Genomic DNA, 21,539 nt, shown 5'->3' with positions numbered 1-21,539 from the left:
CGGTGATCACCATCATCGGTGGGGTGGCGACCGCCTTGATCGGCGTTGTGGCTGGCTCACTGCTCACCAGCCGCACTGAGCGCAGACATTGGTCACGTGACAAGCAAATCGAGGCATGTGCAGCCGTGGTCGCAGAGTCCACCCGCATTCAGCTGGCACTGCGGCGAGCTTGGCGTGAAGGCGAGACGGTGGATTGGATTCCCTGGAACGTTGCCTTAGGCACTGTCTGGATGGTCGGCACACCGGCCGTTGTGGCTGCTGCGGCAGCGATCGACGAAGTCTTCTGGGAATATGGCGATCAGTTCGTGCAGCGGACGGCCACCAGTGAGGATCTTTGGGCCGAGGCGCGGGACTGCATGGAGACTGCGCGACTCCGCTTCATAAACGTCGCCCGCCTGCAGGTGGATCCGCGGCACACACGCCTTGCTCAAGGGCCGGTGAACCGCCCTTCGCGATCAAGCTTCTCCGGCTACGGATCTCCGGATCTCGACATTTAGCCAGTGCGAGGTAGTTCGCGGGATCCGAACACCGCTTTAGGACGCCGAGCGCGACAGAGCGGTGCCTTCGACACGTATTCGACAGGGCGGCGCCAACGTCTGGCTACCGCCGCTCCTGCCGGGTATCTGGCTGAGCATGCTTGCTCTGATCTGTACCTCGCACAGCGCAGCAACCACGGTGTGGGCCTTGGTGGGAGCCATTCTCATCGTGCTGGCGGTGGGTTGGCACATGCGGATGAATCTCGCCTGAGGCGCGATCCAGATTTTTCGGAGTTCGGCGGTCCGCGGATGTCGAGAACGTGCCACCGGCTCCGTCCCAGGGACATCAGCGGCCACCACCGGCCGCACGAGGAAGAGGGAGAAACCAGCATGGCGATTCAGCGTATGGACAACGTCGGCATCGTCGTCGAGGACATGGATGCCGCCATCGCGTTCTTCGTGGAACTCGGTATGGAGCTGGAGGGCAGGGCGGAGGTCGAGGGCCTCTTCGCCGACCAGTGCACCGGACTCGACGGCGTCCGCTGTGACATCGCGATGCTCCGGACCCCAGACGGTCACAGCCGGCTCGAGCTGGCGAAGTACCGCAGCCCCGCGGTGATCAGCGCCGGGCCGCGCAACCGGCCGCACAACATTGTGGGCACGCACCGCGTCATGTTCGCCGTCGACGACATCGAGGACACCGTTGCCCGCCTGCGCCCTCACGGCGCCGAACTCGTCGGCGAGATCGCCCGGTTCGAGGACAGCTATCTGCTCTGCTACCTCCGCGGCCCGGAGGGCATCATCGTCGGACTGGCCGAGCAACTGCGCTGAGAGGGAGGAACCCCACCATGCAGCCGAACGGAAGCCATGACATGGACCTCGGAGCGAGGTTGGACGATCACGGGTTCGAGCTGCGGGTTCTCCGGCTTGGCGCAGTGCGGCCCTACTGCCCGCTCCGCGCCCCAATTCCCCGAGAGTCTTCCCTCGTCTAGTCGTACCTCCTTCTCGGGGTCAGGGCTCCACCAGCTGATCGGGTCGAACGTCAAAGGTTCAGGGGCCATACCTAAGCATCGCGTGGTCAGGGAGCAACAGGCTCCGATTTCTTCGCCGTTGAAGGGGGAGCCAGAGCCATGGCGCTGGTCCGCAAGGGAGCACGACGGATCGTCGTTGACGGCACGGCCTACCGCTGGCGGCTGCGAGGCAGGCCGACCTACTTCCAGGGCTTGGCCTGGTCGCCGTGCACGTTCGCGGTCGAGCATGCGGACACCCCGGGAGCGACGCTCTTGGTCACCACCGATCAGCCGCATTCGGGCAACTGGATGGGGCGCGAGGCTGAGCCTGTACGGCCGTCCGGTGTGGCCGCAGCTGTTCGGCTTGCCCTGCGTGAGGGGTGGACTCCGACGACTCCGGGTTCCGCGTTCCACCTAGACCAGTCCGCCGGCTTCAAGCCTTCGCACCGAACAGCCCGGGGAATCGTCGGGGCTCTGGTGAGCATACCGTCGGCCTGAAAGCACCGGGAGGTGGCCGGTGTTGTACGCACACGAGGTGGTGCTGAACGAACTCGCGCAGGGGCTCAGACCGACGGCCGAGGGTGTCGGGGATCTTGGTGAGGTGCGCTTTCCCTGATCAGGAGCGGTGGGCCTGCGCGCCCACGACCAACGACGACCGTTGGCCGCCGTCGAGCGGCCTCGGACGGCCCAGAGACGGCCCAGCTGATCGGCGAAAGCGTGCTTGCGGCCCTCTGCTTGGATACTGGAGATGACGACGAGTTCTCCCGTTCCCCGCGCAGACGACGCCGACTCCGACCGCCTGAGGGCCCTGCTGGAACGTGCCGCCACGGGCCGGGACAGTCAGGCCTGGAGCGACCTCTGGACGGAGCTCTACCACAACGGCTCTCCGGACGTCGCCCATCCGCTGGTGCTGCGCACACTGGCCGACATGGCGCAGGCCGACAAAGCCGACATGGCAGCTTCGGCCCTCCACCTGGCCGGCGCCCTTCTCGTCCAGTCCGACCAGCGATACGAGACCCGGAACCTGCGGCACCAGTACGCACCTGAAGTCGCACGCCTACTGGGCGCCGCAAACCGGTGGCGGGAGGTCGCCGCCGAACGAACCGACTACTGCCATCTGGTTGAGGCGGTCCTGAACCTGGAGGGCGACATCCACTGGGCGGAGGACTTGATCTGGGGCGTCGTCAGCGAGGAATACGAGCTCGAGTGCCCCGATCCCGACGGGTGCGCGCCGCTGTGGGTGGTTTTCGGGGAGCGAGGTTTCTTCAGCACGGCGGAGGACTACGCCCTCTCCGACGACGTCGAGACCTTCCCTCTCCATCCGGCCGATTCCCGCGCCCTGGAGGGTCTCGGCCGGCGCCTCTACGACCTTGCCCTGGCCGACGGCCATGAGGAGGTCGCGCGCGCCTTGACTTATGCCTTCGGCGAGGCGACCTGCCCGGAGTGTGAGCAGCGCTTCTCCGTCGTCGGACAGGTCGTCGCCTGTTCCAGCTGAAAACCGCGTCGGGGTGATGGGGTTTTGAACCCACGACGTCGTTGGGCCGCGGTGGCGTTCGTCGGCCGGGAGGCCTTTACGGGGGGGTGGCCGCCAGCCGGCAGGCACCGTTCGCGGCGCCGCCCGGCACGCCGGCCTCGGTCAGGCCCATCACGCAGCCCTGTAGGTCATTGTGCACACCTTGGGTACACGCCGTTCTGACGGCATCCGAGACTTCGATGCCCGCTCCCTGGACCAGGTTTGTGCAAGCCGGGATGTCCGCATGGGCGGCGGGGGCGGCGAAGACCACGCCGAGTGCGAGGGCTAGACCGGTGAGGAGACCGGCTGCGCGGGACGACGCGCACATGGTGCCACCTACTCTCCGGGGTTGGTCGGGTCTCACAGATTCAAGGCGCCGAGCAGTGGACGCGGCGGTGCGCGATCGGGTCCCGCCCCGGCAACCCTCGGCTCGGCAGCATCTCCCCTCCCCCGTACGACGCTAGAGCAGCCCGTCACCGCGCGCACTTCGGTCCGGCGGCGGGGCACTCCTGTAGGGCGAGCACCACCTGAAAGGCCGCGCACAGGAGCATCGCCTGACGGAATGAGCTGTGTGCACGCCCGCTCGATGAGCTTGTGGGCTTCGGTCCCATCCCTGCGGGGGGTTTACCCATGGGGGTGGTCGAGGGGCTCCGCATCCCCCATAGGCTACTCAACGTAGTCATTCAACTACCAAGAGTGGAAGGGGATTTGGGTGCGTCCCAATTCTGTGCGCCGACTGGCGGTCCTTGCCTCGACAGCCCTGATGCTGGTCGGCGTGGTGAGCGCCGGCGCGGCCCAGGCCGATGTGCCCGGCGGGCCCATCACGTACTCGATCACGTTCTCCAACCCCCGGGAGAGCGACGACAACGATCTGCCCGAGCCCTACGGTGAAGTCGACGTCAGGGCGCCGTGGGGGCAGCAGACCGCCCTGTGGGAACACCCGGACCGGGACATCAACACCCCCACCCTGCCCCGCTATCCGCTGTTCGGTGGCGCCGAGCACCGGTACGTCCCCCACCCGGTCGCGGAGGTGTGCGCCTTCGTGGGAGAGGACGACACCGGCATCAACGACGACGACATCCTCGCCGACGGCTGCGTGCCCTACACGGGCCCCGGCGAGTACACGATCAGCGCTGAAGGCGGTTCCGTGACCGTCGCCGTGTACCACTTCGGCTGACCTCCCGGCATCGAGGGCGGCCTGCACGTGCGCCGCCGAGCGTCACCGGGTCTGGCGGTCCGTGGGGCGCGTCGCGATCCAGTGCGTCACGCATCCGCGGCCGCCAGGCTCCGTCGGCGTCTGGCCGAGCGGCTCACTCGGGGCCCGGCGACCGCCCCGGGCCGCCGCCCAGCCGAAGTGCAGCGGCCGGCAGGGCCCCCAGCCACAGGATTACCGCCCAGCTTGGCGACGGGCTCGGTGATGGGGGCCGCGACGGGGTGGAACGTCATCTGCAAGCGGGAAGGCACCCGGCGTCGTACGGACCACTGACGTGCCCCTCCGGCGACGACCGCGGCCTCCCTCGGGGCCGAGTGCCGGAAACCCGCTTGGCCGGGGTCATGGGGCTCCCTAGTCTGGCCGCATGCCTGCCGCCAAGACCTCGTACGTCTGTCTGTCCTGCCGGGTGTCGTACAAGCAGTCCTACGACCCGTGGCGGGAGCGGACCTGCCCGCGCTGTGCGGGTGCGCTGATGTACGCGGGCTCGGCCTTCGCGGCACCCCCGAAGCGGGACAGAGCCGCCTGGCGGACGCTCACCGTGCTGTTGAACGCGGGCGTCGGTTTCCACAAGAGCTGCTGCGGTGGGCCGGGCTACCGGCCGCGGACGCTGCGCGAGGTGCGGGAGCGGATGGCGTACGCCCGCCGTGCCGGGGAGCCGGCCGCGACGGCGCTGCGCCGGGTCGATCTGCCGTGACGGATCTGGACGCCCTGGTCCGGGCCGTGTCCCCGCCGGCCGACCCGGTCGACGCCCGCGGGGACTGGGCCGAGGTGGAGGCACGGCTCGGGGTGCGGTTGCCCGGTGACTACAGGCAGCTGGTCGAGACGTACGGATGGGGTGAGTTCTGCGACTACCTGTACCTGCGCACACCCTTCGGCACGAGCCCGTACAACCGCCTTGAGCGGCACGACGGTCTGCTGGTCTGGGGCGCCACGATGGACGCCGACCGGCTGTGCTGGCGCACCGAGGGGGACCCGGAGGAGTGGCCGGTGGTGGTGCGGGGCCGGAGTATCGGGCGGGAGGAGTTCGCGCCGGGTGCGGCCGGATTCGTCGAGGGGTGGGTGACGGGGCGGGTGCGCTCCGCCGTCCTGCCGGACTTGGAGCCCGACCTGGCGCCCTGGTTCAACGCCTTCCGGCCCCGGCTGCACCGGTGTCTGCGGCTGTCCGAGGGCCCACGGCCGTACGCCGAACGGCTGCGGATACTCCGGGACGTGCTGGCGCCGACCGCGGACCGGGGATGGTGGCAGTCCGACGACGGTGCACACGGCCAGGACCACTTCGCGACCGCCGACACGGACTGGCACCTCACCTACGACCGCTCGCGTCCGCACCAGATCCGCGTCTCCTTCCTGCCCGGAGACCTTGCGACGGCCCGCGACCGTCTCTTCGCCGCCGTACGCCTCATGGGCTGCACGGTCCTGGAGATCACCACGGCCGAGGGCCTGCCGCTGCCGGACTGGAGCGCCGACGACACCTAGGCGGCCGTGTGCTCCAGCCGCTTCTTGAGCAGCCGCTCGTTGTGCGAGAGCTCCTTGCGCAGCTGCGGCCTCACGACCAGGGGCAGCAGGACCTTGCCGATCCCCCGGCCCTCGAAGTCGAGGTCCATGGTCACGCGGGTACGGTCATCGGCGAGCGGGACAACCTCGCCGTGGACGCTGCCCCGGACGGGTCCGTCGATGCCGCGCATGCCCCAGGTGTGCGGCGGTTCGAACTCGGTGACCTCCATGGTCATCGGGATCTCCCGGCGGCCGACGTGCCGGGTGACCCGGATGCGGGAGCCGAGACCGAACGGACCCTCGTCCAGCTGCTCGACCGAGACCGCGCTCGCCTGCCACTCGGGCAGATGGGAGGGGTCGCTGAGGTAGGCCCAGACATCACCGGGGCTCCGGTCGACGTCGATCTCCTCGTGGAAGGCGGACATGACGCCCTCCTTTCCCTTTCCCTTGCATCCGATCCCTTATATGCGGAATCGTCCCACTCGGGCGTGCGTACGGCCATCCCCCGCCGACCGATCCCTCCTCCGACCGTTGCAGCCGGGTACGACGACGGGCCCCGTCCTGCGTTCAGGACGAGGCCCGGAAGCCATGGCGAGCAGGACTCACGCGGAGCCGACGAACACCACCATCAGCAGCCACACCACCGGAGCGGTCGGCAGCAGGGAGTCCAGGCGGTCCATGATGCCGCCGTGCCCGGGGAGCAAGGTGCCCATGTCCTTGATGCCCAGGTCACGCTTGATCATGGACTCGCCGAGGTCGCCCAGGGTGGCGCTGGCCGCGACCGCGAGGCCCAGCAGCAGGCCCTGCCACCAGCTGCCGCCGTCGATCAGGAACTGCATGCACAGCGCGCCCGCGACCATGGCGAACAGCACCGCGCCGAGCAGGCCCTCACGGGTCTTGCCGGGGCTGATGCGCGGGGCGAGCCTGTGCTTGCCGAAGCGCCAGCCGACCGCGTACGCGCCGGTGTCGCTGACGACCGTCAGGAGCAGGAAGGTCAGAACCCGCCAGGAGCCGTCGTCGGCGGTGAGCATCATGGCGACGAAGGTCGCCAGGAACGGCACGTAGAACGCGGCGAAGACGCCGGCCGTGACGTCCTTGAGATAGCCCTCCGGCGGCTCGGTCATACGCCAGACCAGGACGGCCAGCGCCGTCAGAGCCATGGCGACCCAGGCGCCCTCGGCACCCCGCACATACCCGGCGACCACCATCGCCGCACCGCCGAGCGCGAGCGGCACGAGCGGCGCCTTGATCGCCTTGCGCTCCTGCAGCCTGCTGGTCAGCTCCCACAGACCCACGACCACGGCGACCGCGACCACACCGACGAACACGGCCTTGTAGATGAACAAGGACGCGATGATCACCACACCGAGCCCGACGCCGACCCCTATGGCCGCGCTCAGGTCACGGCCCGCGCTCTTCTTCTGCGGCGCGGGCGCCGGCTGCGGGGCGTCGGGCATGGGCTCCGGATTCTGCGTGTCGTGTTCGAACGTGTTGCCGTGGAACGTGTTGCCTTGAAACGCGCTGTCTTGGAACGTCTCGTCTCGGAACGAGGGGCCGTTCAGGCGAGCGGCCCCTCGGTCGTCGTCCTGGTCTCCGCCATACGCGGGTACGTCGGGCACGATGGGCATGGGGCGAGTGTGCTGCGCCTCAGGCGCATCGTACGCGGGACCCGCCGGGGCAGCCCCCTGGACAGGCCCACCCTCGGTGGGCCCCCAGTACCCGGCCTGCCCCGCCGTCGGCGGTGCCCCCCAGGAAGAGTCGCTCATCAGACTTCGAGCAGCTCCGCTTCCTTGTGCTTCAGGAGCTCGTCCACCTGAGCCACGTACTTGTGGGTGGTGTCGTCCAGCTCCTTCTCCGCACGGCGGCCCTCGTCCTCGCCGATGTCGCCGTCCTTGACCGCCTTGTCGAGGGCGTCCTTGGCCTTGCGGCGCACGGAGCGGATGGAGACCCGGGAGTCCTCGGCCTTGGCCTTGGCGACCTTGATGTAGTCGCGGCGGCGCTCCTCGGTGAGCTCCGGGAACACCACACGGATGATGTTGCCGTCGTTGCTCGGGTTGACGCCCAGGTCGGAGTCACGGATCGCCTGCTCGATGTTGCGCAGGGCGCTCTTGTCGAACGGGGTCACGACCGCCATGCGCGGCTCCGGCACGGAGAACGAGGCCAGCTGGTTGATCGGCGTCAGCGCGCCGTAGTAGTCGGCCACGATCTTGTTGAACATCGCCGGGTGCGCACGGCCCGTGCGGATCGCGGCGAAGTCCTCCTTGGCGACCACGACGGCCTTCTCCATCTTCTCCTCGGCCTCGAGGAGGGTCTCTTCGATCACCACTTGCTCCTGCGTGTCTTGAGTAAGGCCCGGCTGCGGTTCCTCTTCGGGGCGGCGGCCGGCTGCGTCGCGTCTTCTTCCTGCACGGTTCCCGACCGGCAGGACATTGTCCATCCCCCGGCCAGGGTGCGTCCCGTCCGTCCCCCGGACAGGTGTCGTACCCCGGGTGACGGGGGTATGCCGGTCAGGCCCGGCTGCCCTGCTCACCCACCAGCGTGCCGATCTTCTCACCCTTGACGGCCCGCGCGATATTGCCCTCCGCGAGCAGCTCGAACACGAGGATCGGCAGCTTGTTGTCGCGGCACAGCGTGATGGCGGTGGCGTCGGCGACCTTGAGGTCGCGGGTGATGACCTCGCCGTAGCCGAGGGCGTCGAACTTGACGGCGTCGGGGTTGGTCTTGGGGTCGGAGTCGTAGACCCCGTCCACACCGTTCTTGCCCATGAGCAGCGCCTCGGCGTCGATCTCCAGGGCACGCTGGGCGGCGGTGGTGTCGGTGGAGAAGTACGGCATGCCCATACCGGCGCCGAAGATGACCACGCGGCCCTTCTCCAGGTGGCGCACGGCGCGCAGCGGGATGTACGGCTCGGCGACCTGGCCCATCGTGATGGCGGTCTGCACCCGGCTGTCGATGCCCTCCTTCTCCAGGAAGTCCTGGAGGGCGAGGCAGTTCATCACGGTGCCGAGCATGCCCATGTAGTCGGAACGGGCGCGGTCCATGCCGCGCTGCTGCAGTTCGGCGCCCCGGAAGAAGTTGCCGCCGCCGATGACGACCGCGATCTCGGCGCCGTCCCGGACGACGGCGGCGATCTCACGGGCGATCTTGTGCACTACGTCCGGGTCCACGCCCAGGCCCCCGCCACCGGAGAAGGCCTCTCCGGACAGCTTCAGCAGAAACCGGCCGCGTACTTTGCCGTCGTCGCTCTTCTGGGCCTTGGTGGTCATGGAGATCCCGCCTCTTTCACGTGTTGCACATACGAAGAAGGCCATTGCCGGTGGGGTCGCTTTTCGCTCCCATGCGCGGCAATGGCCTCCTCGTCAGATCTGCTGCCGTCCGCCACGTGCCTGGGTGTGGCGGTGTGCGCGGACGACTGCTGTCGACCCTATCGAGAATTCTCCTCGGGTCGCGCGCCGATCGCGGTACGGACTCAGATGCCGACCTTGATGCGCGTGAAGCGCTTCAGGGTGACACCGGCCTCGTCCAGCACCTTCTGGACCGACTTCTTGTTGTCCAGCGCGTACGGCTGGCCCAGCAGCGTGGCGTCCTTGAAGAAGCCGTTGAGGCGACCCTCGACGATCTTCGGCAGGGCGGCCTCGGGCTTGCCCTCGGCGCGGGTGGTCTCCTCGGCGACGCGGCGCTCGGACTCGACGACCTCGGCCGGGACGTCGTCCTTGGAGAGGTACTTCGGCGCGAAGGCGGCGATGTGCTGGGCGATGCCCTTGGCGACCTCGGCGTTCGGCTTGTCCAGCTCGACCAGGACACCGATCTGCGGGGGCAGGTCGGGCATGGTGCGGTGCATGTAGGCGAGCACGAAGCCGTCGGCGAACTGCGCGAAGCGGTCCAGGACGATCTTCTCGCCGAGGTTGGCGTTGGCCTCGTCCACGAACGCCTGGACGGTCTTGCCGGCCTCGATCTCGGAGGCGAGCAGGGCCTCGAGGTCGGCCGGGGAGGTCTTGGCGACGTGCTCGGCGATCGCCGTGGCGACGGCCTGGAACTTGTCGCCCTTGGCGACGAAGTCCGTCTCGCACTTCAGCTCGACGAGGACGCCGGAGGAGTTGTCGTCGGCGATGATGGAGACCACGGCGCCGTTCTCGGCGGAGCGGCCCTCGCGCTTGGCGACGCCCTTCTGGCCCTTGATGCGCAGCGCCTCGACGGCCTTCTCGACGTTGCCCTCGGCCTCGTCCAGCGCCTTCTTGCAGTCCATCATGCCGGCGCCGGTGAGCTCACGGAGCTTCTTGACGTCGGCGGCGGTGTAGTTCGCCATGAGTCTGTGAGTCTTTCTCGAAGTCTTGGAAGATCGGAGATCGGTACGGTCTGCGGTCCACATGTGAACGCGGATCGCGAACTGCGCGCCGACCTACAGGTGAACAGCGGGGGCGGACTTCACCGCGCCGGAGGCGCTTCTCGATGCCGTACCGCCCCCGCCGTCAACGCTGACGTCAGGCCTGCTCGCCCTCGGCGGCCTTCTCCTCGACCGGAGCGGCCTCGGCGGCCGGAGCCTCGGCGGCCGGAGCCTCGGCGGCCGGAGCCTCGGCGGCCGGAGCGGCCTCGGCAGCCGGCGCCTCGTCCTTCTTCTCACCCTCGAGCAGGTCGCGCTCCCACTCGGCGAGCGGCTCGCCCGCGGCCTTCTCGCCCTTGTCACCGGTGGCGACGCCGGAACGGGCGATGAGGCCCTCGGCGACGGCGTCGGCGATCACACGGGTGAGCAGGGTGACGGAGCGGATCGCGTCGTCGTTGCCCGGGATCTTGTAGTCGACCTCGTCGGGGTCGCAGTTGGTGTCGAGGATCGCGACGACCGGAATGTTCAGCTTCCGGGCCTCACCAACGGCGATGTGCTCCTTCTTGGTGTCCACGATCCAGACGGCGCTGGGCACCTTCTGCATCTCGCGGATACCACCGAGGGTCTTCTCCAGCTTGGCCTTCTCGCGCGAGAGCACGAGAAGCTCCTTCTTGGTCAGACCGGAGGCGGCGACGTCCTCGAAGTCGATCTGCTCGAGCTCCTTGAGGCGCTGCAGACGCTTGTAGACGGTCGAGAAGTTGGTGAGCATGCCGCCCAGCCAGCGCTGGTTGACGTAGGGCATGCCGACGCGGGTGGCCTGCTCGGCGATGGCCTCCTGCGCCTGCTTCTTCGTGCCGACGAACATGACCGTGCCGCCGTGGGCGACGGTCTCCTTGACGAACTCGTAGGCGCGGTCGATGTACGACAGCGACTGGAGCAGGTCGATGATGTAGATGCCGTTGCGCTCGGTGAAGATGAAGCGCTTCATCTTCGGGTTCCAGCGACGGGTCTGGTGACCGAAGTGGACGCCGCTCTCCAGCAGCTCCCGCATCGTGACGACGGCCATGGCCGTATCTCCTTGAAGTTCTCGGTTGTGCCGCGGATGCCGGACGGCTCCCGCGCCTGACGCCCACCTGCGCCGTGCCACAAAGGACCGAGGAGCGCTGACACCGGCTTGTGATCACCAGATGTCGGGGCGTGCGAAGTCGACCCGGTGACCCGGATCGCCAGAAGAAGTGTACGGGACCGTGGGGGCACCGGGTGACGCGGCTGTCCACAACCGAGGAGTAGTCCACAGATCCAGGCCATGATCGGAGGGGGTGCGGGAGGGTCTTCACATGCGACGAGTGATGCGATGCATGGGCGTGTGGGCGGGATTGCTGCTGGCCTCGGCGGCGACGGCGCCGGCTCCCCCGGCCTGGGCCTCCCTGCCCCCACCTGCCCGGGAGGAGCGGGTTCCGGCCATCGCCCGCGCGTGGCCGGTGGGCGTACGCCCACTGGTGCTACGGGGCTGGCAGCCCCCGGCGACGGTCTACGGCCCCGGCCACCGGGGCGTGGACCTGGCCGCATCCCCCGGCGCCCCGGTACGAGCGGTGGCGCCCGGCCGGGTGACCTTCGCCGGCCGCGTGGCCGGGCGTGGCGTGGTGTCCGTCCAACTGACGGGCACGAACCTACGCACGACGTACGAGCCGGTCAGCCCCTCGGTGCGTAGGGGGGACACGGTGGGCGCGGCCGAGGTGGTGGGCACGGTCGAGGCAACGGGGTCGCACTGCTCGGGTACGTGCGTGCACTGGGGCCTGCTGAGAGACGAGACGTACCTGGACCCGTTGTCCTTGCTGCCGCCTTGGCTTCTGCACAGGGGGCCGTCGAGGCTGCTGCCGGTGCTGGGAGTGCCTGCGTAGCCGTGGGCCGTGAGGGCAGGTCGCGCCCACGCGGCGGAGCCGCATATCGATACAGTCCCGCGTCCCTGGGGAGTTGCAGCACTGCTCGGCCGCTCACGCACCGTCCGTAACTGCGGGCAGTCGTGCCGCTGGGGGACGGGGAGCCTCTGCTCGAGCGAAGCCGAGAGCTTGGAGGAAGGTGGGCGCGGCGGCACTCCGCCGGCGCGGGCAAGCGAAACCCACCCCCGGCCGGCGACAGCGGACCTCAGCCCTTCACACCCCGCAGCGCCATGGCCACCGCAGCGTCCGTCACCACGGAGGGATCCTCGGCGGCGCCGAGCTCGATCCGCCGCACGGCCGCGTCCACGACCCCCTGCAGCAGCATCGCCGCCAGTCGAGGCTGCCCGTGCCCCATCTCCCCCAACGCCTCGACGACCATCGCGACCAGCCCGCCGTGCGCGGCCCGGATCTTCTCCCGTGCCCCCGCATCCAGCTCACTCGCCGAGATCGCCACCACAGCCCGGTGCCGCCGGTCCCCGACCAGCGCGAGCTGCTGCCGCACATACGCCTCGACCTTGTCCTCGGCCGACGACGCCCGCTCCATCGCCGCCGCGACCTCCGCCGCCCACACGGGGAAGTCGACCTCGCACAGCTCCTCGACCACGGCGGCCCGCGAGCGGAAGTACTCGTACACGGACGACCGCGCCAGCCCCGTCCGCTCGGCGAGGGCCGGGAAGGTCAGCGCCTCCGTCCCGCCCTCGGACAGCAGGGACCGAGCCGCGTCCAGCAGGGCGGCTCGCTGCATCGACCGGTGCTCGGCCACGGAGGCCGCTCGAATCCTTGGCACGTCAACCACTTTACGGACACCCCACCCCGGAAGGGAGGACTCAGCGCCCGAAGCTCGCCAGCTTGGCCCGCAGCTGCAGCACCGACTTGGTGTGGATCTGACTGACCCGGCTCTCGGTGACCCCGAGCACATTGCCGATCTCGGCGAGGGTGAGCCCCTCGTAGTAGTAGAGCGTGACGACGGTCTTCTCCCGCTCCGGCAGCGTGTTGATCGCCCGCGCCAGGAACCGCCGCAGCTCCCGGTCCTCGGCCACCTCCACCGGATTGTCGGCGGCTGTGTCCTCCAGCGTGTCCATGAGGCTGAGCCGGTCCCCGCCCTCACCGCCGACATGCAGCAGCTCCTCCAGGGCGACCACGTTGGCCAGCGACAACTGGCTGAACACCGCATGGAGTTCGTCGACCTCCATGCCCAGCTCGGTGGCGACCTCCCCTTCCGTCGGCGTCCGCCGCAGCCGCGCTTCCAGGGTGGCGTAGGCCCGCTCGACGTTGCGCGCCTTCTGCCGGACGGACCGGGGGATCCAGTCCAGCGCCCGCAGTTCGTCGATCATCGCGCCCCGGATCCGGGTGATCGCGTACGTCTCGAACTTGATCTCCCGGTCGATGTCGAACTTCTCGATCGCGTCGATCAGCCCGAACACCCCGGAGGAGACGAAGTCGGCCTGCTCCACGTTGGGCGGCAGACCGACGCTCACCCGGCCCGCCACGTACTTGACCAGCGGCGAGTAGTGCAGGATCAGCTGCTCCCGCAGCCGGTCGTCCCCCGTCTCCTTGTACGACCGCCACAGCTCGTCGAGCGTCGAGGGAGCGGGCGGTCGCACGCTGCCACCGTCGCGGGCGGCTGCGGGGATCGCCGTCCGGTCGGACCCGGAGGTGTGCTGGGGCATTCGTCGCCTTGTGCCGTTCTGCCGTACCTGGGTGAGCTGTCTGTCTGATGTCGAGTTGGCGCGGTCTGCGCCCGGGCTTTCGTGAGCGTAGCGTGACTGGGGAGTCGCGGTGCGCGAACAAAGAGGGTCCACCCCTGCGCGGGCCTCTTCCGTCGCCCGCACCACCGCGCTCCGCAGCTCGCTCTGCGTGACCGGGCAAAGGGGTCAACTCCGGGAAATCCCAAGGGCGTAGGGGATTCCCCCGGACGGCCGAACCCTCCCGGTCAACACGGACCGTGACAGCTCCGGGCCGAGATCATCGCCTGGCGTGTCAACTTCCAGCCGTCGCCGTGTCGTTCGACGTATCCAAGTGCTCGGAGTTCGTACAGCCTCGCGATCGCGTCGTCCGGCGTGGTGCGCGCGCCGCACGCGATCTCCCCGACGGCGGCTGCCCGGCTCCCGGGCAGGGCGGCGAGGACGGCCCTGGCTGCCGGTTCCAGCAGGTCACGCGGGAGTACGGGGCCTCTCCGGGGCGGAGCCAGCTCGCCGATGTCGCCCACGAGTTCGACGACGTCCGCGGCGTCGGTCACCAGGACGGCCTCACCGCGCAGCAGTTCGTGCACCCCGGCGGAGAGTCCGCTGGTGACGGGCCCGGGCACACCCATGGTGAACCTCCCGAGGCGGGCCGCGGCCCGGGCCGTGACCAGCGAACCGCTGCGGCAGGCGGCCTCCACGACGACGGTGCCCCTGGTGAGCGCCGCGATCACTCTGTTCCGCAGGATGAACCGGCTCGGAGTCGGGTGATCGCCCGGCGGCAACTCCCCCACCACCAACCCCTGTTCCGCGATCCTGTTGATCAGGGCGGCGTGGCCGCGGGGGTAGGGCCGGTCGACGCCGCAGGCCAGGACGGCGACAGTGGCTCCGCCGGCGGCGAGGGTGCCGCGGTGGGCGGCTCCGTCGATCCCGTACGCACCGCCCGACACGACGACCCAGCCCCGCTCGGCCAGACCTGAGGCCAGGGTGGCCGCGGTATGCGCGCCGTACTCGGTGCAGGCGCGCGCTCCCACGACGGCCACGGACCTGAGCGCCCACATCCGCAGGCCGGCCCGCCCCCGCACCCACAGTCCCGTGGGCCGCCCGTCCCCGAGGTCATCGAGCTGCCCCGGCCACTCCGCGTCCCCCGGACAGACGAACCGCACCCCGGCGGCCCGCGCCACCTGCAGATCCCGCTCCGGCTCGGCCCGCCGGGCCCGCCCGGCCAGCCCGCCCCACCGAGTCCGGCTCACCCCCGGCAACGGCTCGCCGCCATCCCGCAACCGCCGCACCACCTCCCTCACCCCGAACTCCCGCAACCACCGCCCACCGACTTCGTCCCCGGGCTCCATGACCCGAGCGAGAAAGACCCGGTCCAGCAGCTCCCCGTCCCGGTCGGGTCCTGCGGTCATGTCAGGGCCCCGAGGGCCATGGGCACGCCCCGCGGCACTCCGGTGCGCAGTTGCAGGGCGAGGCAGACGTCGGCGGCGTCCGGGCGGTCGTGTCCGACGAGGTCCGCGACGGTCCAGGCGACGCGCAGCACCCGGTCGATCCCACGGACGGTGAGCACACCCCGCTCGAGGCTGCGTTCGGCCTCGTCCATCGCGCCGGAGGCGGCATGGAAGCGGCTGCGCAGCTCCCGTCCGGGCACCTCGCTGTTGGTGCGCCAGGGGGTTCCGGCGAGCCGGACGGCCGCCCGCTCCCGAGCCGCCCTGACCCGGTCGGCGACGATCGCACTGGAGTCGCCGCGGGCGCCGGGTTCGATGAGCTGGGCGCGGGTGACCGGGTCGACCTCGACCCGCAGGTCGACCCGGTCCAGTAGTGGGCCGGACAGCCGGGCCTGGTAGCGGCGGATCACCGACGGCGGGCAGTCGCACAGGGAGTCCCGCTGCGAGAAGCGTCCGCAGGGGCAGGGGTTGGCCGCCAGGACCATGAGGAACCTCGCCGGGAACCGGACCACGCCCGCGCTGCGCGCGATCACCACGTGTCCGGACTCCAGGGGCTGCCGCAGCGCGTCCAGCGTCTGACTGTGGAACTCGGGAGCCTCGTCGAGGAACAGCACGCCCCGGTGGGCGAGGGAGACCGCGCCGGGCCGTGCGACGCCCGGGCCACCGCCGACCAGTGACTGCATCGTGGCCGAGTGGTGCGGGGCGCAGTAGGGGGCGACGTCGACGAGCGGCTTGCCCGGAGGCAGCAGCCCGGCCACCGAGTGGACCGCGGTGACCTCCAGCGACTCCTCCCGGGTGAGCCGGGGAAGCACCGCGGGCAGGCGCTCGGCCAGCATGGTCTTGCCCGCGCCCGGCGGGCCCTCCAGGAACAGATGGTGTCCTCCGGCGGCGGCCACCTCCACGGCCGTGCGCGCCGAGGTCTGGCCCACGACGTCGGCCAGGTCGTGGTCCTGTTCGTGCTGTGCGGCACCGACGCTGTGCACACCGGTGGCGGCGCCCGTGCCCGGCACCCGGAGGCCGGCCAGCAGGGGATCCGGGCGCCCCTGGTCGTCCGGCTGTTCCTCGGGTACGGGCTCGTCGGTCAGCACGGCGATCAGCTGCCGAAGGCTCCGGATGCCGAGCACCGACACGCCGGGCACGAGCGAGGCCTCGGCGGCGGCGCACTCCGGCACGACCACCTGTTCGTAGCCCGCGTCGGCGGCCGCGAGGACCGCGGGCAGGATGCCCCGCACCGGCCGCACCCGGCCGTCCAGTCCGAGTTCTCCGATCATGACGATGTCGGCGAGGACCCGGGGGTCGATGCGCTCGGCGGCGCCGAGCACCGCGCAGGCGACGGCCAGGTCGAATCCGGAGCCGGCCTTGGGCACCGACGCCGGGCTCAGTCCGACGGTGAGCTTCTTCTGCGGCCACTCGCCGCCCGAGTTCACCACCGCCGCCCGAACCCGGTCCCTGCTCTCCGTCAGGCTCTTGTCCGGGAGGCCCACCAGGGTGAAGGCGGCCACTCCTGGTTCCAGGTCGGCCTGGACCTCGACGACCACGCCCTCGACGCCGACCAGGGCCACGGAGCACGTACGGGCGAACGCCATCTCAGGCCACCCCCCGCGCGTGCTCGACGGACGGGGCGCCCCGGCGGGGCAGGAGGACGCCGATCAGGTCGATGCGGACGCCTCCGGGTGGGGCTCCTCCGTGGGTCTGGATCCAGCGTTCGGCCAGGGTCAGCAGCCGTTGTGCCTTCTCGGCCGTGACGGCGGCCATCGGGTGCTGGAATGCGCCGCCCCTGCGCGTCTTCACCTCGCAGACGACCAGCGTGCTCCCGTCCCGGGCCACGATGTCGATCTCGCCGGACCGTCCGCAACGCCAGTTGCGCTCCAGGATCGTCATCCCGGCCTCGGCCAGCCGCCGCGCGGCCAGATCCTCGCCGTACCTGCCGAGTCCACTGCGTGCCTTGCTCATGTCGGCACCACCTCCGGCGCCAACCGTCACGCATCGTGCCCGGGGAAGTGGATCTTGGTGGACTACTCAGCGGTTGTGGAAAACTCCGTCACCCGCCCGGGAGCTCCAGGTCGCTCTTGTTCAGCTCCTCAATGTTCACGTCCTTGAACGTGAGGACGCGGACCTGTTTCACGAAACGGGCCGGCCTATACATGTCCCAGACCCAGGCGTCCGCCATCGACACCTCGAAGAACACCTCACCCTGGACCGAGTGCACCTGCATCTCGTAGTCGTTGGTGAGGTAGAAGCGCCGCTCGGTCTCGATCACGTATTTGAACAGACCGACGACGTCTCGGTACTCCCGGTAGAGCTTCAGCTCCATCTCGGTCTCGTACTTCTCGAGGTCCTCGGCGCTCATGGCATGTTCCCCTTCAGCCGTGCGATCCCACCATTGTGCGCCAGTCCGACGAGCCTTCAGACGATTTCCGTGTCTAGGGTCACGGGCCTGGCCGGGGGACCTTCGTCGAGCAGCGTGCGCAGCAGCTCGGCGAGTCTGGTCGGATACACCGTCTCATGTGCCCGGGTCAGTTCCTGACACGTCCACCAGCGCGCTCCGGCGACGCTGCGCCGCTCAAGATCCGTCAGGCCCTGGGCTTCGGTCTCCGTCTGGGTCGTACGGGCCAGGTAGTACCACTCGTCCTGGTCCCAGCGGCGGCCCGCGAACGGGAACGAGCACTGCCGGCGCCACAGCACGGGACCGAGTTCGACGTCGGTGATGCCGGTCTCCTCGGCGAGTTCCCTGAGCGCCGCCTCCTCGCGTGTCTCGGCGCCCTCCAGGCCGCCGCCGGGGGTGAACCACCAGTCGTCGGCCGGGTCCTCCGGCTCATGGCCGTGCAGCAGGAGGATGCGGTCCTGGGGGTCGAGCAGCACCACTCGGGCGACCTTGCGCAGACCGCCCTCGTAGGTGTCCCCGCCCGTCCGCGTGGTCTCAGCGGGCACCGGCGGGCTCCGCGCCGGTACGGCTGCGGGAGCGGCCCAGCCGCTTGGCGATCGGGCCGTAGGCACCGCCGCCGAGTACCAGAACGGCGCCGGCGACGATCATGAATTCGATGGTCCGGAGCGGGCCCGGCTGGGAGAGGGCGCCCAGGGCCTCGAAACCGGTGGGGCGCTTGAGCATGCCCTTCATGGGCCAGACGACCGCGTCGACGCGGGCGGCGACGGCGTCCCGGGACACCGTGCCCTTGGCGGCGTCGGTGAGGTGGGCGGTGGAGTCCAGGGAGCCCTGGCGTTCGTCGCCGAGGAGGAAGAGCCGGCCCTTGGGGACGGTCACGGTCGGGAAGTTCTGGTTCTCGGCCAGGCTGCCCGCGGGCAGGTAGGGCTCGTGGATCTGCTTGCCGTTGACGGTGAGCTTGCCGTTCGTGCAGCAGGAGACGGTGTCGCCGCCGACCGCGACGACCCGCTTGACCACGTTGGCGTTGGTGACCCAGCTCTTGTCGCGGAAGACGACCACGTCACCGCGCCGGACGTCGTTGCCGTCGACGCGCTGGGCCAGCACCCGGTCGCCGATGGCGATCGTCGGGCTCATCGAGCTGGTGGGCACGGTGTACGGCCGGTAGAACAGCGCGGCCCAGCCGAAGCCCGCCAGGAACAGCACCAGGCCCAGCGCCATGGCCACCCCGGACAGCCGGCTCCCGATCCGGCTGCCGCCGGCCTGTGCCGTGCCTGCGCCCGCGCTGCGCGGGGCCGTACGCGTCGTGCTCTCGCCACCCATGGACCCGCACCCTACCCGGCAGTACCGAGCAGGGGCAGCCCCTCTTTCGTGGCCTGGGCCACTGCTTACCGCTTCTTACTGCTTCTTGGACTCCGGACGGTCCGCCCGCCTGCGCCGCCACACCGCCACCGGCAGGACCGCGGCCACCGCGACACCCCCGGGCGCCACCGACAGCGACGCCGAGGCAGAGGACTTCTGGTCCAGGCCCTGGTCGAAGGTGTCCGGGACCGGCAGGGTGCCCCAGCGGTTGATCGGCCAGGCCTTGACGATGGCGCGGCCGACGACCTTGTCGACGGGGACCATGCCGTGGTTCTTGTCGGACTGGTTGTAACGGGAGTCGCGGGAGTTCTGGCGGTGGTCGCCCATCACCCAGATGTAGCCCTTGGGGACCGTCACCTTGAACTGGCCGCCCTGGTCGTCCTGGCTGCACGGCGTGTTGCCGGGGTAGACGTACGGCTCGTTCAGCGCCTTGCCGTTGACCGTCAGCGGGCCGGTGCCCTTGCACTGGATGGTGTCGCCGCCGACCCCGATCACGCGCTTGATCAGGTCCTTCTCCTCCGCGGACGGCATCAGGCCGATCCAGCTGAGCACCTTCTGCACCGCGTTCGGGTTGGGCGCCGGCTCACCCGCCAGCCAGTTGTCCGGGTCGTGGAAGACGACGACCTCGCCGCGCTCGGGCTCGGAGCCGAACCACGGGGTGAGCTTGTCGACCAGGACGCGGTCACCCTGCTGGAGGGTGTTCTGCATCGAGTCGGACGGGATCGAGAACGCCTGCACCAGGAACGTCTTGATCAGCAGCGCCAGGACCAGCGCGATGCCGATCAGGATCGGCAGCTCCTTCCAGAAGGAGCGCGGCTTCTTCGGCGGGCGTGCGGCCTCGTCCGTGCCGTCACTCCCGGTCTGAGGCTGCCGATCCTCGGGCGCGCCGTCGTCGGCCGCCGAGAACTCGGAAGTCCCGGGGGTCACGGACCCGTCCGGAGCCGGGACGTTCCCGTCCACAGGGTGACCGCGGTGCTCCTCGCCGTCGTGTCCCGACCGTGCGCCAACCGCCACATCCCCCACGCCAACTCCTTACTCTGTGCCGCCGCCTGCGCCATCCACGGTGCAGGCCCACCACTCCCATAACGAGCGGGAGTTCCGCAGGGGTCGGGAGTTGGGTCAATGCGTTCGGATCGTCGGAGGCAACCCTATGCGACGGCGGAGGGGCCGCGGACGACCCCGACACGGAGTTGGAAACGCTTGCGAAGGTTTTAGGTTCATCGAGGCTGGTCCAGTGCCCGACGGGCCAGCCGATGACCATGGCACGGCCGACCACGGAGTCCTCGGAGACCGTACCGCCGTACGGGGTGTTCTGGTGGGCGCGGGAGTCCGCGGAGTTGTCCCGGTGGTCGCCCATCACCCACAGACGGCCCTTGGGCACGGTGATGTCGAAGGGAGCGGAGGAGGGCGAGTTGCCCGGGTACAGGTAGTCCGCTTCGGTCAGCGGAACGCCGTTGACGGTGACCCGGCCCTGCGCGTCACAGCACTTGACGTGGTCGCCGCCGACCCCGATGACCCGTTTGATCAGGTCCTTCTCGTTGTCGGAGGGCAGCAGGCCGATGAAGGTGAGGCCCTCCTTGAGCTGCTTGACGACGACCGGGTCGTTCTTCTTGGCGGTCTGCTCGTCGGCCAGCCAGCCGCCCGGGTCGTGGAAGACGACGACGTCCCCGCGCTGCGGCCTGGAGCCGAACCACGGGGTGAACTTGTCGACCAGGACGCGGTCGCCGATCCGGATCGTCTGCTCCATGGAGCCCGACGGGATCACGAACGCCTGGACGAGGAAGGTCTTCAGGACCAGCGCTATGAGGACGGCGACACCGACCAGAAGGGGGATCTCCCGAACAGCCGACCGCCTGCGCTTGCGCTTCACCTTGCGCTGGAGCTTGCGCCGCTCCGCGCGCGTGCGGCCACCGCTGGGCGCAGAGGTGCGCCGCGAGCCGGTGGGCAGCAGGTTGTCGGCGGGCGTGCTGGGCAGCCCGCGCGGTTTTCCGCGGTTACCCATGCGCACCGTCCGGAGCGGGCACGCGCGCGTAGGCGGACGGCCGTGTCAGGTGCGTCCAGTGGTCGTACGGCCAGGCGATCCAGTCGGCCCGGCCGATGACGTCGCCGACGGGGATCATGCCGCCGCCGGGCGAGCCGAGGTGGTCGCGGGAGTCGCTGGAGTCGCTGCGGTGGTCCCCGAGGACGAACAGGCGGCCCGCGGGCACGACGACGTCGAAGGGGACGGAGGACGGGGTGTCCCCGGGATAGAGGAACGCCTTCTCGTCGACCGGCCGACCGTTCACCTGGAGCCTCCCCTCCTTGTCGCAGCAGACCACATGGTCTCCCCCCACCCCTACAACGCGCTTGATGTAGTCGGCGTCCCCGAAATACCCGGTCCCGTCGAAGACAACCACGTCACCGCGGCGTGGCTCGGCACCGAAACGGTACGCCAACTTATTTACGAGAACGCGGTCGCCGATCCTCAATCCCTGTTCCATGGATCCGCTCGGAATCTGGAACGGTTGTGCCACGAAAGCGTTGAGGAGCAGCAAAAACGCCAGGCAGGCGAAGAGGGTGAGGGTGATCCTGCCGCCCGGCAGCCACTCGGCGAGCCGCGACACCAACGCGAAACGCGACCGGCCCTCCGTCCCCGGAGCACCGGGGTGGGAGGAGCGGTCGCGTTGCGTCGGCTGTGCTTCGGTGTCCATCGGAGCCAGA

General features: G+C 69.8%; 25 protein-coding genes. 8 read left to right on the top strand and 17 right to left on the bottom strand.

What is annotated here, in order from left to right; all coding sequences use genetic code 11:
• The first annotated feature begins 2 nt into the window (after positions 1 to 2).
• The 7 genes from ACIF83_RS34110 (at position 3) to ACIF83_RS34080 (ending at position 5,688) form a co-directional block, all read left to right on the top strand.
• Entirely contained in the window at positions 3 to 497 is a 495-nt protein-coding gene (locus ACIF83_RS34110; protein WP_393480308.1) for a hypothetical protein, read from the top strand.
• 369 nt (positions 498 to 866) lie between these two features.
• Positions 867 to 1,307, top strand: a complete 441-nt coding sequence (locus ACIF83_RS34105; RefSeq protein ID WP_393480310.1) for a VOC family protein — start codon at positions 867 to 869, stop codon at positions 1,305 to 1,307.
• 299 nt (positions 1,308 to 1,606) lie between these two features.
• Positions 1,607 to 1,984: a hypothetical protein gene (locus tag ACIF83_RS34100; protein WP_399732680.1), complete on the top strand. Its 378-nt coding sequence runs from the start codon at positions 1,607 to 1,609 to the stop codon at positions 1,982 to 1,984.
• Positions 1,985 to 2,234: 250 nt separating this feature from the next.
• Complete coding sequence (locus tag ACIF83_RS34095; protein WP_399732677.1) at positions 2,235 to 2,981, top strand: hypothetical protein; 747 nt, start codon at positions 2,235 to 2,237, stop codon at positions 2,979 to 2,981.
• A 730-nt stretch (positions 2,982 to 3,711) separates the two neighbouring features.
• Positions 3,712 to 4,176, top strand: coding sequence for a hypothetical protein (locus tag ACIF83_RS34090; protein ID WP_393480317.1), 465 nt, complete (start codon positions 3,712 to 3,714; stop codon positions 4,174 to 4,176).
• Between the two features lie 400 nt (positions 4,177 to 4,576).
• Positions 4,577 to 4,906 carry a deoxyxylulose-5-phosphate synthase gene (locus ACIF83_RS34085; protein ID WP_399732674.1) on the top strand — a complete coding sequence of 110 codons (330 nt, stop codon included), beginning with the start codon at positions 4,577 to 4,579 and terminating at the stop codon, positions 4,904 to 4,906.
• Positions 4,903 to 5,688: an SMI1/KNR4 family protein gene (locus ACIF83_RS34080; RefSeq protein WP_399732671.1), complete on the top strand. Its 786-nt coding sequence runs from the start codon at positions 4,903 to 4,905 to the stop codon at positions 5,686 to 5,688. The genes ACIF83_RS34085 and ACIF83_RS34080 overlap by 4 nt, the downstream gene beginning before the upstream one ends.
• On the opposite strand, the gene ACIF83_RS34075 is transcribed toward ACIF83_RS34080, so the two are convergent.
• The 6 genes from ACIF83_RS34075 to rpsB form a co-directional block, all read right to left on the bottom strand.
• Positions 5,685 to 6,131 carry an SRPBCC family protein gene (locus ACIF83_RS34075; protein ID WP_399732668.1) on the bottom strand — a complete coding sequence of 149 codons (447 nt, stop codon included), beginning with the start codon at positions 6,129 to 6,131 and terminating at the stop codon, positions 5,685 to 5,687. The two genes, ACIF83_RS34080 and ACIF83_RS34075, sit on opposite strands and share 4 nt — an antisense overlap.
• A 177-nt stretch (positions 6,132 to 6,308) precedes the next feature.
• Positions 6,309 to 7,472 carry a phosphatidate cytidylyltransferase gene (locus ACIF83_RS34070; protein ID WP_393480327.1) on the bottom strand — a complete coding sequence of 388 codons (1,164 nt, stop codon included), beginning with the start codon at positions 7,470 to 7,472 and terminating at the stop codon, positions 6,309 to 6,311.
• Positions 7,472 to 8,029: a ribosome recycling factor gene (gene frr, locus ACIF83_RS34065; RefSeq protein WP_097257182.1), complete on the bottom strand. Its 558-nt coding sequence runs from the start codon at positions 8,027 to 8,029 to the stop codon at positions 7,472 to 7,474. The genes ACIF83_RS34070 and frr overlap by 1 nt, the downstream gene beginning before the upstream one ends.
• Before the next feature lie 184 nt (positions 8,030 to 8,213).
• Positions 8,214 to 8,972 (bottom strand): UMP kinase, encoded by a 759-nt coding sequence (gene pyrH, locus ACIF83_RS34060; RefSeq protein ID WP_393480330.1) that lies wholly within the window; start codon positions 8,970 to 8,972, stop codon positions 8,214 to 8,216.
• Positions 8,973 to 9,175: 203 nt separating this feature from the next.
• A complete protein-coding gene (gene tsf / locus ACIF83_RS34055) occupies positions 9,176 to 10,012 on the bottom strand; it encodes a translation elongation factor Ts (RefSeq protein ID WP_145883419.1) in 837 nt (278 codons plus the stop codon).
• 175 nt (positions 10,013 to 10,187) lie between these two features.
• Positions 10,188 to 11,093, bottom strand: a complete 906-nt coding sequence (gene rpsB, locus ACIF83_RS34050; RefSeq protein ID WP_399732663.1) for a 30S ribosomal protein S2 — start codon at positions 11,091 to 11,093, stop codon at positions 10,188 to 10,190.
• A gap of 271 nt (positions 11,094 to 11,364) precedes the next feature.
• Here rpsB and ACIF83_RS34045 point away from each other — a divergent pair, with 271 nt between their 5' ends.
• Positions 11,365 to 11,928: a murein hydrolase activator EnvC family protein gene (locus ACIF83_RS34045; RefSeq protein WP_393480336.1), complete on the top strand. Its 564-nt coding sequence runs from the start codon at positions 11,365 to 11,367 to the stop codon at positions 11,926 to 11,928.
• 244 nt (positions 11,929 to 12,172) lie between these two features.
• Here the strand turns inward: ACIF83_RS34045 and ACIF83_RS34040 are convergent, their stop codons facing one another.
• From ACIF83_RS34040 to lepB (ACIF83_RS33990), 11 genes are all read right to left on the bottom strand, one after another.
• Positions 12,173 to 12,730 (bottom strand): TetR/AcrR family transcriptional regulator, encoded by a 558-nt coding sequence (locus ACIF83_RS34040; RefSeq protein ID WP_386576660.1) that lies wholly within the window; start codon positions 12,728 to 12,730, stop codon positions 12,173 to 12,175.
• Between the two features lie 64 nt (positions 12,731 to 12,794).
• On the bottom strand, positions 12,795 to 13,637 hold the full coding sequence (whiG, locus tag ACIF83_RS34035; protein WP_145883421.1) for an RNA polymerase sigma factor WhiG: 843 nt from the start codon (positions 13,635 to 13,637) through the stop codon (positions 12,795 to 12,797).
• 263 nt (positions 13,638 to 13,900) lie between these two features.
• Complete coding sequence (dprA, locus tag ACIF83_RS34030) at positions 13,901 to 15,061, bottom strand: DNA-processing protein DprA (protein ID WP_399732658.1); 1,161 nt, start codon at positions 15,059 to 15,061, stop codon at positions 13,901 to 13,903.
• The gene (locus ACIF83_RS34025; protein ID WP_399732655.1) at positions 15,058 to 16,683 is read right to left on the bottom strand and encodes a YifB family Mg chelatase-like AAA ATPase; all 1,626 of its coding nucleotides are present in this window, start codon (positions 16,681 to 16,683) and stop codon (positions 15,058 to 15,060) included. Before ACIF83_RS34025 ends, dprA begins: the two co-directional genes overlap by 4 nt.
• 1 nt (position 16,684) lies before the next feature.
• Positions 16,685 to 17,050: a YraN family protein gene (locus ACIF83_RS34020; RefSeq protein ID WP_398139746.1), complete on the bottom strand. Its 366-nt coding sequence runs from the start codon at positions 17,048 to 17,050 to the stop codon at positions 16,685 to 16,687.
• A gap of 88 nt (positions 17,051 to 17,138) precedes the next feature.
• Positions 17,139 to 17,447: a DUF2469 domain-containing protein gene (locus ACIF83_RS34015; protein ID WP_003965949.1), complete on the bottom strand. Its 309-nt coding sequence runs from the start codon at positions 17,445 to 17,447 to the stop codon at positions 17,139 to 17,141.
• A gap of 56 nt (positions 17,448 to 17,503) precedes the next feature.
• Complete coding sequence (locus ACIF83_RS34010) at positions 17,504 to 18,028, bottom strand: NUDIX hydrolase (protein WP_393480347.1); 525 nt, start codon at positions 18,026 to 18,028, stop codon at positions 17,504 to 17,506.
• On the bottom strand, positions 18,018 to 18,800 hold the full coding sequence (gene lepB / locus ACIF83_RS34005) for a signal peptidase I (protein WP_393480350.1): 783 nt from the start codon (positions 18,798 to 18,800) through the stop codon (positions 18,018 to 18,020). The genes ACIF83_RS34010 and lepB (ACIF83_RS34005) overlap by 11 nt, the downstream gene beginning before the upstream one ends.
• A gap of 75 nt (positions 18,801 to 18,875) precedes the next feature.
• Positions 18,876 to 19,766, bottom strand: coding sequence for a signal peptidase I (lepB, locus tag ACIF83_RS34000; RefSeq protein ID WP_393480353.1), 891 nt, complete (start codon positions 19,764 to 19,766; stop codon positions 18,876 to 18,878).
• Positions 19,690 to 20,841, bottom strand: a complete 1,152-nt coding sequence (gene lepB, locus ACIF83_RS33995; RefSeq protein ID WP_399732650.1) for a signal peptidase I — start codon at positions 20,839 to 20,841, stop codon at positions 19,690 to 19,692. The genes lepB (ACIF83_RS34000) and lepB (ACIF83_RS33995) overlap by 77 nt, the downstream gene beginning before the upstream one ends.
• Positions 20,834 to 21,529 carry a signal peptidase I gene (lepB, locus tag ACIF83_RS33990; protein ID WP_393480359.1) on the bottom strand — a complete coding sequence of 232 codons (696 nt, stop codon included), beginning with the start codon at positions 21,527 to 21,529 and terminating at the stop codon, positions 20,834 to 20,836. The genes lepB (ACIF83_RS33995) and lepB (ACIF83_RS33990) overlap by 8 nt, the downstream gene beginning before the upstream one ends.
• Positions 21,530 to 21,539 lie beyond the last annotated feature (10 nt).

Origin of the sequence: Streptomyces sp. NPDC085866, assembly GCF_044541035.1 — a bacterium.
GTDB lineage: Bacteria > Actinomycetota > Actinomycetes > Streptomycetales > Streptomycetaceae > Streptomyces.
The sequence above is the reverse complement of the archived record's forward strand: the minus strand, read 5'-3'. Positions and strand labels throughout refer to the sequence as shown.